The 9264-nt window shown below is 71.6% G+C and carries 9 protein-coding genes; 5 read left to right on the top strand and 4 right to left on the bottom strand.

All coding sequences use genetic code 11. The annotated features are described in order from the left end of the window. Window positions 1–158 precede the first annotated feature (158 nt). Window positions 159–1010, top strand: coding sequence for an alpha/beta fold hydrolase (locus ACN6LB_RS38525; RefSeq protein ID WP_445029911.1), 852 nt, complete (start codon window positions 159–161; stop codon window positions 1008–1010). On the opposite strand, the gene ACN6LB_RS38520 is transcribed toward ACN6LB_RS38525, so the two are convergent. Next, window positions 970–1854, bottom strand: a complete 885-nt coding sequence (locus tag ACN6LB_RS38520; RefSeq protein WP_445029910.1) for an alpha/beta fold hydrolase — start codon at window positions 1852–1854, stop codon at window positions 970–972. The two genes, ACN6LB_RS38525 and ACN6LB_RS38520, sit on opposite strands and share 41 nt — an antisense overlap. A gap of 149 nt (window positions 1855–2003) precedes the next feature. On the opposite strand from ACN6LB_RS38520, the gene ACN6LB_RS38515 reads away from it, so the two are divergent. After that, on the top strand, window positions 2004–2588 hold the full coding sequence (locus ACN6LB_RS38515; RefSeq protein ID WP_445029909.1) for a GNAT family N-acetyltransferase: 585 nt from the start codon (window positions 2004–2006) through the stop codon (window positions 2586–2588). Window positions 2589–2609: 21 nt separating this feature from the next. Here ACN6LB_RS38515 and ACN6LB_RS38510 read toward each other — a convergent pair whose 3' ends face one another. Continuing rightward, on the bottom strand, window positions 2610–3608 hold the full coding sequence (locus ACN6LB_RS38510) for an NADP-dependent oxidoreductase (protein WP_445029908.1): 999 nt from the start codon (window positions 3606–3608) through the stop codon (window positions 2610–2612). 147 nt (window positions 3609–3755) lie between these two features. Between ACN6LB_RS38510 and ACN6LB_RS38505 the strand changes: the two genes are divergently transcribed. Then, window positions 3756–4697 (top strand): LysR family transcriptional regulator, encoded by a 942-nt coding sequence (locus tag ACN6LB_RS38505; protein ID WP_445029907.1) that lies wholly within the window; start codon window positions 3756–3758, stop codon window positions 4695–4697. Here the strand turns inward: ACN6LB_RS38505 and ACN6LB_RS38500 are convergent. Further along, on the bottom strand, window positions 4654–5649 hold the full coding sequence (locus ACN6LB_RS38500; RefSeq protein WP_445029906.1) for a LysR family transcriptional regulator: 996 nt from the start codon (window positions 5647–5649) through the stop codon (window positions 4654–4656). The two genes, ACN6LB_RS38505 and ACN6LB_RS38500, sit on opposite strands and share 44 nt — an antisense overlap. Before the next feature lie 67 nt (window positions 5650–5716). On the opposite strand from ACN6LB_RS38500, the gene ACN6LB_RS38495 reads away from it, so the two are divergent. Beyond that, on the top strand, window positions 5717–7150 hold the full coding sequence (locus ACN6LB_RS38495) for an MFS transporter (RefSeq protein ID WP_445029905.1): 1434 nt from the start codon (window positions 5717–5719) through the stop codon (window positions 7148–7150). 194 nt (window positions 7151–7344) lie between these two features. Then, on the top strand, window positions 7345–7473 hold the full coding sequence (locus ACN6LB_RS38490; RefSeq protein ID WP_356146188.1) for a hypothetical protein: 129 nt from the start codon (window positions 7345–7347) through the stop codon (window positions 7471–7473). An 82-nt stretch (window positions 7474–7555) separates the two neighbouring features. On the opposite strand, the gene ACN6LB_RS38485 is transcribed toward ACN6LB_RS38490, so the two are convergent. Next, window positions 7556–9124 carry a purple acid phosphatase family protein gene (locus tag ACN6LB_RS38485; RefSeq protein WP_445029912.1) on the bottom strand — a complete coding sequence of 523 codons (1569 nt, stop codon included), beginning with the start codon at window positions 9122–9124 and terminating at the stop codon, window positions 7556–7558. Between the last annotated feature and the right edge of the window lie 140 nt (window positions 9125–9264).

Here is a 9264-nt window from a genome sequence, read left to right as displayed (position 1 = left end):
CCGCGGATCGGCACACGCCTCTCTCGCTTCGAGACACTGAGGCCCGCCGCCTAACGGCGACGGGTCTCACAAAGGGACCGGTCTTTTACCAACAGAGTCCGACTGCCCGGCCCCTCGTCTCTTTCCGGGTGCTTTCCCGCGCGGGCAGACTGTCCACCATGACGGAGACGGTGATCACCGACGACGGTGTACGGCTGTGGGCCTCGCGTTCGGGGCAGGGTGAGCCCCTGGTCCTGTGTCACGGCGGGCCCGGGCTGTGGGACATGTTCGAGGACGTGACCGCCATGCTGGAGGACCGTGCCACGGTCATCCGCTGGGACCAGCGCGGGTGCGGGCGGTCGGAGCGGTGTGCCGGGCCGTGGACCACCGGGCGGTTCGTGGCCGATCTGGACGCCGTACGACGGCACTTCGGGCTTGAACGGATGGTGCTGCTCGGCCACTCCTGGGGCGCGCAGCTTGCGCTGAGCTACACGCTGGCCCATCCGGACCGGGTCGACGGGCTCGTGTACGTCGGCGGTACAGGCATCGACCCGTGGTCCTCCTGGCGCGGACCCTTCGGGGAGAACTTCCTCGCCCGCCTCGGTGAGATGCCCGAACGGCTCGCGCGCTGGCGGGAGTTGCCGGACGGGGGCCGGGAGTGGGCGGTGCTCCAGTGGTCGGTCGACTTCGAGGACCGGGAGCGGGCGCTGGAGCATGCCGGACGGCTGGCCGAGCCCTGGTTCGAGATCAACTTCGAGTGCAGCAAGGCCTTGGGCGCCCAGACGAAACAGACCTTGGGCACCCCCGAGCTGTACGACTCCTGCCAGGCCCTGACCGTGCCCGTGCTGATCGTCGACGGTGAGCGGGACCCCCGGCCGCGCTGGTCGGTGGACTCGCTGGAGCGGGCCCTGCCGTGGGTACGGAGGGTGGTCCTTGCGGGCGCCGGGCACCTGCCGTGGGTCGAGGATCCGAGGGGCTTCCGGGAGGCGCTCAAATCGTGGGCAGTTTCCGGTCGAGAAAGTCCCGCATGAGTCCGGCGATCTGGTCCGCGTGCGTCTCCAGGGCGAAGTGTCCCGTGGGCAGGAGATGGACCTCGGCCTCCGGCAGGTCCCGTTGGAAGGCGAGCGCGCCCGCCGGGACGAAGATCTGGTCGTGCGCGCCCCAGACGGCGAGGACCGGGACCCGGCTGGTGCGGAAGTACTCCTGGAAGGCCGGGTAGAGGGCGAAGTTGGAGCCGTAGTCGGAGATCAGGTCGAGCTGGATCTCGGGCTGGCCGGGGCGGGCCATCAGCGCGGCGTCGTGGTCGTAGGCGTCGGGGCTGACCAGGTCCTGCTGATCCTCCGGAACCCCGTGCAGGTACTGCCACTTGATGCCGTCGAGGGTGCCGATCTCACGCACCGGCGCCTCGGTCTCCGGTGTGCGTTCGGCGATCAGGGCCAGCACGGGCGCCCAGGCTTCGGCGCCGAGGCCCTCCTCGTAGGCGTTGCCGTTCTGGGTGACGATCGCGGTCACCCGCTCGGGGTGCGCCAGCGCGAGACGCAGGCCGATGGGGGCGCCGTAGTCCTGGATGTAGAGCGCGTACTCCTTCAGGCCCAGCTGCTCGGTGAACTCCCCGGTGATCTCGGCCAGTTCGGCGAAGGAGTACGGGAAGTCGGTGGCCGCCGGCGCCGCCGAGCGGCCGAAGCCGAGGTGGTCCGGGGCGATCAGGTGGTAGCTGTCGGCGAGGAGGGGAATCAGGTCGCGGAACATGTGCGAGCTGGTCGGGAAGCCGTGCAGGAGGAGCAGGGCAGGGGCATTGGCGGCGCCTGCCTCGCGGTAGTGGATCTCGTGGCCGCGGACGGTGGTGCTGCGGTGGTGGACCTGGTGGGTGACCATGAGCGTTCCTCTAACCTGTAATTGCTGCTTTGGTGGTTAGTGCGGTGGCGGGAACAGTTCACCACTGAGAGGTATAACCAGTCAAGTGGATGTGAAAGGTTAGGAGAAAGAGGTCGGCCCTACGGCCCGGGCAGCGGAATACTGACCCGATGACCCCTCGACCCGGCACCGCCCCAAACAGCAACGCCGAACCCCGCCCCGCCCAACCCCGCACCGCCCACACCGCAGACCTCTCCCGCGCCGAACTCGACGCCGTCCGCGCCCTCCTGGACGAGGCCTTCGAAGGGGGCTTCAGTGACGAGGACTGGGACCACAGCCTCGGCGGTCTGCACGTCCTGATGTGCGACGGGCGGGGGATCGCCGCCCACGGGGCCGTGATCCAGCGTCGGGTCCTCCACCGCGGGCGCTGGCTGCGCGTCGGTTACGTGGAGGCCGTCGCCGTACGGGCGGACGTCCGGCGTACCGGACTCGGCGGGCAGGTGATGGCCGAGCTGGAACGGATCGTCGACGCGGCGTACGGGCTCGGCGCGCTCTCCGCGAGCGACGAGGGCGCCGCCCTGTACGAGGCGCGCGGCTGGCGGGTCTGGTCCGGGCGGATCGGCGCCCTCGGCCCGGAGGGCGTCGTGCGGCTGGCCGAGGAGGAGGGCAGCACGTTCGTGCGCCCCGCGGCTGCCGGCGCGCTCGATCCGGCGTACGAGCTGGTCTTCGACTGGCGTGACGGCGACGTACTCTGAGGCTTCAGGCGCACCCGACGGTCACCTCTCCGCACCCCTGACGATGATCTTGCCGGTGTTCCCGCCGCGCAGCATCAGCAGGAACGCGTCCACGATCCGGTCGAAGCCCTCCACGATCGTCTCGTCGAGCGCGAGCCGGCCACTCAGCAGATGCGGTACGGCGAACTCGTACAACTCCTCCTGCACATCGCGGTAGTTGCTCACGAGGAAGCCCTCGATGCGCAGGCTCTTCTCGACCACGTCGGCGTGGTTGAAGAGGGCGAGCGGCGCGTCGGGAGTGTTGTACTGGCCGACCGTGCCGATCCGCACCACCCGGCCGCGCTCGCGCAGCGCACCGATCGCCGCGCCGAGGTGCTCGCCGCCGACGTTGTCCACGAAGAGGTCGATGCCGTCGGGGGCCGCCTTGGCCAGGAGGTCGGCGACGGGCCCGGCGTGGTAGTCGAACGCCTCGTCGTAGCCGACGTGTTGCTTCAGATACGCCACCTTGTCCGCGGTCCCGGCACTGCCCACCATCCGTCCGGCGCCCATGAGCCTGGCCATCCGCCCGGTCGCCGTACCTACGCCGCCCGCGGCCGCCGACACGAACAGGTCGTCCCCCTCGCGGAGTTGGGCGATCCGTGTCAGGCCGACGTAGGCCGTCAGGCCGGTGCCGCCGAGGACGCTCAGATACGCGGAGAGGGGGACGCCGTCGTGGTGCGGGAGCCGTCTGGTCTCCTCGGGCCGGACGACGGCGTGGGTGCGCCAGCCGTGGCGGTGGAAGACGATCTCCCCTTCGGGCAGTGCCGGATCCCGGGACTCGACGACACGACCGAGCGCCCGGCCCTCCAGCGGGGCGTTGAGCGCGAAGTCGCCGTCCATCATCTCGCGGTGGTACGGGTCGACGGACCAGTACAGGTTCTCGACGAGCGCGGTGCCGGGGGCCGGTTCGGGCACGGGTGACTCGGCGAAGCGGAAGTCGTCCGGGGCGGGGAAGCCGGTCGGGCGGGCGGTCTGCTGGACGGTGAGCGCGATGTCGTTCATGGAAGGTGACCGTAGGCAGGAATGCGGGACCCGGGCAGGGGGTTGCGCTCATGGAACGCCGTCGTCCATGAGCCGCTCTCATAGCAGCAGGTGGCAGGCGCGCGGCAGCCCCGACGGGGCCCGAGCACTCACCCCGCAGGAGTCCCGATGGCCATGCCCGACCTCGCCCCGCAGGAACTGCGCACCCTCGTGGCCGTCGCCGACGAGGGCGGCTTCTCGGCGGCCGCCGTCCCGCTCGGCACGACGCAGTCCGCGGTCTCGCATGCGGTGCGCGGTATCGAACGCAAGCTCGGCGTGGTGCTCTTCGAGCGCGGCCGGTACGGGGCGCGTCCCACCGCGGCGGGCGCCCGCGCCGCGGCGCACGCCCGGCGGGTGCTGCGGATGCTGGAGGCGCTGGCCGCGGAGGCGCGCGGCGCCGGGGCCGGGCCCGACGGCGCCGACACCGTCGCCGGACCGCTGCGCATCGCGGCCTTCCGCAGCGCGGCACTGCACCTGCTGCCGCCCGCCCTGGAACGCCTGGCGGCCCGGCACCCCGGGGTCGAGCCGACCGTGCGCGTCGTACGGGAGGTCGGGCCCGGCACCGCGGGGGAGGTGGCCGAGGGGCGGGCGGACGTCGGCATCGCCACGCTGAACGGTTCCGGCGCGAGCTCGCCGGTGCCGCCGCAGCTGGTCGGCGACGTCCTCCTGGAGGAGCCGTACGCGCTGGTCCACCCGGCCGGACACCCGGACCCGCGCTCGCTGCCGCTGGTCGACTGGACCGAGAACTGCTCCTCCTACACCCGCACCTGGTGGGCCGAACAGGACTGGATTCCGTGCGCGACGGTCCGCGCCGAGGACGACGGAGCAGTGCTCTCGATGGTGAGCAGTGGTCTCGGAATGGCCATCATGCCCGCGCTCTCGCTCATGTCCCTGACCTCCCCGACCCCCCTCGCGAGAGCACCGCTCACACTGGAGATCACCGATCTCGGACCCGAACACCCGACCCGCTCCGTCGGCTACGTCACCACACCCGAACTCGCCACGACGGTCGCGGTCCGCGCGCTGATCAGGGAGCTGCGGTCGCTGCACCCCCGGCCCCTGACCGCTTGATCCCGGCCCTGTCCGAGGCGGCCTCCGTCGCCGCCCGCGCCACCGCCCCGCGCAGCCACCGGTGCGCCGGGTCCGTGTCCACGCGTACGTGCCATGCCATACCCGTCGTCGCCACCGGCAGCTCCAGCGGAATCTCCAGGACCGCGAGCGGCATCACCCGGGCCGCCTCCGCCGCGACCTCCGACGGCACCAGCGCCAGCGCGTCCGTGCGCAGGGCGAAGAAGCAGGCCGCGGCGTACGTCGGAGCGGTGGCCAGCACATCGCGGCACAGGCCGAGTTCGGCGAGCCGCTCGTCGACCACGCTGTACGTGCGGCCGCGCCGGGTCACCGTGATGTGCGGCAGCCCGGCGAACCGGCGCGGGGTCAGCGGCTCCCGCGCGAACTCCGCGTCGGCCCGTGCCACCGCCACATGACGGTGCTCGCCCAGCGCGGAGCTGCGCACGTCGTGCGGGAGCGGGTCCGGCAACTCGCCGACGTCCAGGTCGACATGGGTGCGCAGGTCCGCAGGGTCCTCGTCGCCCTCCGGCAGCAGCCGCAGCCGTACGCCCGGAGCCTCGCGCGCCACCAGGGCCAGCAGCGGGGCGCCGAGCGACATGGCGATGCCGTCGTTCGTGCGGATGCGGAACTCCCGCTCCAGCGTGGCGAGTTCGACCTCCCGCGGAGGCCGCAGCGCCGCCACCGCAGTCGTCAGCGCGGCCTGCACCCGGGGCTGCATCCCGTGCGCCCGCGGCGTCAGCGTCAGGCCCCGCCCCGAGGGGACGAGCAGCGGGTCGCCGACGACACGGCGCAGCCGGGCCAGTGTGCGGCTCATCGCCGAGGGCGACACGTTCAGCTCGGCCGCCGCTCCCGCGACGCTGCCCGCGCGCAGCAGGGCGTCCAGGGCGGGCAGGAGGTTCATGTCCGGGAGGGGAGTGAAACCCGGCGCGGCCCCGGGCGGCTGGGATTGCTGCATGAGACGCAATGCTAGGTGAATCAATCGGAACTTGTGTGCACCAGTGGATCGCCCTCAGCCTGGACCCATGATGGATTCGCGTCAGCGCGGCACCGCGCTCCTCGTCGCGGGCTGCTTCTTCATGGAGATGCTGGACGGCACGATCGTGTCGACCGCGGCTCCGCAGATAGCCGGCGACCTGCACACCACCCCCGCCTCGGTCGGCCTGATCATCACGGCCTATCTCGTCACCCTCGCCGTTCTCATCCCCCTCTCCGGCTGGCTCACCGCCCGCTTCGGCCCGCGCCGGGTCTTCCTCGCCGCGATCACCGTCTTCACCGTCGCCTCGCTGGCCTGCGCCGCCGCCCCGGACCTCGGGACCCTCGTCGGCATGCGGGTCCTGCAGGGGGTGGGCGGCGCGATGATGGTGCCGGTCGGCCGGCTCGTCGTGCTGGCCGGGACCGCCAAGCCGGACCTGCCCCGCGCGGTCGCGTACATCGTCTGGCCGGGGCTCGCCGCCCCGGTCGCCGCACCCCTGCTCGGCGGCCTGATCACCACGTACGCCTCCTGGCACTGGATCTTCCTGCTGAACGTGCCCCTCGGCGCCGTCGCCCTGCTCGTCGCGCGCCGGCTGATCGAGCCCGGCGCGCAGGGCACACCGCCCCCGCTCGACCTCACCGGCGTCCTGCTCACCTGCACCGGTCTCGCCGCCCTCACCTGGACCGCACACCTGGTCTCCGAGACCCGCGGCTCCCTCCTCGGGGCGGCCCTGACCGGCGCACTCGCCGCCGTCGCGCTCGCGGCGTCCGGGCGCCACCTGCTGCGCACCCCGCATCCGCTGATCAACCTGCGCACCCTGGACGTCCAGTCCTTCCGGGCCGCGGCGCTCGACGGCTCCCTCTGCATGGCGGTCGTCGGAGCCATCCCCTTCCTGCTGCCGCTGCTCTTCCAGGAGGTCTTCGGCTGGAGTGCGGTGAAGTCCGGCGCGGTCGTGCTGTTCGTCTTCGTCGGCAACCTCGGGATCAAGCCCGCGACGACGTATCTGATCAACCGGTTCGGCTTCCGGCCGCTGCTCATCGTCTCCACCCTGGGGCTCGCGGCCACCACCGCGGCGTGCGCGCTGTTCACCGCCGCCACCCCGGTCGCGGTGATCGCGGTCGTCGCGGCGCTCGGCGGCGTGGCCCGCTCGGTCGGGCTCACCGGCTACTCGACGATCGCGTTCAGCGAGATGCGGCCGGAGCGGCTGCGGGACGCCAACGCCCTCTTCGCCACCGGCCAGCAGCTGGCCGCCGGGCTCGGCGTGGCGATCGCCGCGGCCGCGCTGCGCGGGGGCGCGGCACTCACGGACGCCCCGCGCTCGGCGTACGCCGTCGCGTTTGTGGTGCTCGGTGCGCTCTGTCTGCTGCCCGCGGCGGGCGCCGTGCGGCTGCGGCCCGGTGCCGGAGATGCCGTCCGGAGGATCACCGCAGGTCAGAGCCGTGTGACCCAATCCACCGTCTCAGATAGTAGGAAGTCCGAGTAATTGTGGAGACAGATGCCCGCGCCTCCCTTAGCTTTGTAGGAGCCGAACGTCTCGCTCGACCAAGCGAATGGCGGTCGTGAGCCGGAGCCCCTTGGCAGGTAACCCCTGCGGCACCGCTCCCCGCCCCTTCCGGCGTCTCGTAATCCCTCATCGCACTTCCGGACGTATGCGCCGGATGCAAGGAGTCGATCATCATGGCCGAGACGACCGTCCGCCGAGTCCGTCACACCACCCGTACGAGCGAGTCCGACCGCAGGAACGCGGCCGCGGCCCTGCAGCGCGCCCTCGACCGCAGGGACAACGGCGGATCGACGGGCCACTGAGGCCCGCCCCCGCCCCCACTTCCGGGAGCCGCACCCGCACGGGGTGCGGCTCGGAGCTCAGGACCTGCTGACACGCAGGCTCTCAGGCGCCGCGCCGCACCTCGAAGTGATCGATGCGCTCCCCGCTCTGAGCGAGCGCCGACACCTTCAGCTTCGGTGTCGTACCGGCCTCCGCCTCCACCGAGAGGAAGGAGAAGCCGGTGTACCGCACCCGCGACCACTCCACCGTCTCCGCCTTCATCTGCCGCGACTTCGTCCAGTGGTACGTCGCGACGGACTCGCGGCGATGGACATGCCCCTCGTAGCTGTCCTTGACGCCCGAGGGGAACGAGTAGAGGTCCTTGCCGCCGCCGCCCGCGGTGACGTACACGATCCCGTCCCGGGTCGGATCCGTCGACCCGCCCACCGGCACCGGCCTGCCGACCTCGCCGTTCCTGATCGCGTCGGTCCGCTCGTACACATGGTTGTGCCCGTTGATCACCAGGTCCACCTGGTGCTTCGCGAAGAGCGGCAGCCACTCGGCGCGCACCCCGCCGTCGGACGCGTGGGAGGACGTCGAGTAGGCACAGTGGTGGAAGAAGACGACCACGAAGTCCACCGCCTTCGCCGCCCGCAGATCACCCAGCGTCCGGTCCAGCCACTTCGTCTGCTTGCCGCCCGTGTAGCCCCGGTTGGCGGGAATCTCGTACGACACGTCGTTGGCGTCCAGCGCCACGAAACCGACGTTGCCGTAGGTGAACGCGTACACGCCGGGCGCCTTGTGCGGGTCGAAGCCGCTGTCCGGGAGCGACCAGCGGGCGAGCTGGCCGCCGTAGCCCTCGGGTGAGTACCAGGCCTCCATGTCGTGGTTGCCGGTCGTCACCATCCACGGCACGGACTTCGCCACCGACTCGTTCTGCTTGAGGAACAGGTCCCAGAACCCGGCGTCGTAGGCGTCCGACTTCTTGCCCTGGCCGGTCGGGTCCGCGTAGCAGATGTCCCCCGCATGCAGGTGGAAGGCGGGCTTCCGGCGCAGCAGCACATGGTCGTTGGCTGCCGCGGCCGGGCTGACGCCCTGGTCCCCGAAGGCGGTGAAGGTGAACTTCTCCGGGTGTGCCGGCGCCGTGCGGAAGGAGCCGATGGTCGACCTGTGCTGCGGCGAGGCGGGGTCGAAGCCGTCGTGGCCGACGCCGTAGTAGTACGTCGTCCCGGGCTTCAGGCCGTCCAGGGCCGCGTGCAGGTAGTACTGCTCGACGGCCAGACGTACGCCCGTCAGCCCCGGGGTGTGCAGGTCGCGGACCTCGGCCTCGATCTTCCGGCTCAGCTCCTCGGGCCGGAGCCCGATGCGCACATACGGCCGTTTCACCGCGAACGGCACCTGCCAGGAGATCCGCATCCGCGTCCTGGGGTCGGCGCCGAAGGCGAGATGGCGGCCGAAGGGAGTGACGGCGGAGCCCGTGACCCGGGCCGTGGCGGTCGCGCTGGGTGCGGAGGAGCGGCTCGTGGTCACCGTGCCCGATCCGGAGCAGCCGGTCAGCAGCCCGCCCGCCACCATGCCCGCCGTCACCAGCGTGCGCCGCCGTGACAGCTTCGTCCGCAGGTACTCGTGCTGCTCGGCCATGCTCATCCGGCGCGCGAGCTGCTCCGGGATGCCGAAGTCGGGGGTCTCCATGAAGGTGAACTTCCCAGCGAACCCCAACAGCGGTCCTGCGTACGGGTGAACGGCAGTCGACGGCATGGCGTCGCACCTCCCTGTCTTGTCCGTATGGCGGACGGTCCGTGTCATCCCATGGGACAAGGAGTACGGTGCCG

The organism is Streptomyces sp. SAS_270 (genome assembly GCF_052543295.1).
Note: the sequence above shows the minus strand (reverse complement) of the source record. Positions and strands in the feature narration are given on the sequence as shown.

Coding starts and splice junctions, on each gene's coding strand:
- ACN6LB_RS38525 (WP_445029911.1), top strand. CDS start 159: ATGACGGAGACGGTGATCACCGACGACGGTGTACGGCTGTGGGCCTCG.
- ACN6LB_RS38520 (WP_445029910.1), bottom strand. CDS start 1,854: ATGGTCACCCACCAGGTCCACCACCGCAGCACCACCGTCCGCGGCCAC.
- ACN6LB_RS38515 (WP_445029909.1), top strand. CDS start 2,004: ATGACCCCTCGACCCGGCACCGCCCCAAACAGCAACGCCGAACCCCGC.
- ACN6LB_RS38510 (WP_445029908.1), bottom strand. CDS start 3,608: ATGAACGACATCGCGCTCACCGTCCAGCAGACCGCCCGCCCGACCGGC.
- ACN6LB_RS38505 (WP_445029907.1), top strand. CDS start 3,756: ATGGCCATGCCCGACCTCGCCCCGCAGGAACTGCGCACCCTCGTGGCC.
- ACN6LB_RS38500 (WP_445029906.1), bottom strand. CDS start 5,649: ATGCAGCAATCCCAGCCGCCCGGGGCCGCGCCGGGTTTCACTCCCCTC.
- ACN6LB_RS38495 (WP_445029905.1), top strand. CDS start 5,717: ATGATGGATTCGCGTCAGCGCGGCACCGCGCTCCTCGTCGCGGGCTGC.
- ACN6LB_RS38490 (WP_356146188.1), top strand. CDS start 7,345: ATGGCCGAGACGACCGTCCGCCGAGTCCGTCACACCACCCGTACGAGC.
- ACN6LB_RS38485 (WP_445029912.1), bottom strand. CDS start 9,124: ATGGAGACCCCCGACTTCGGCATCCCGGAGCAGCTCGCGCGCCGGATG.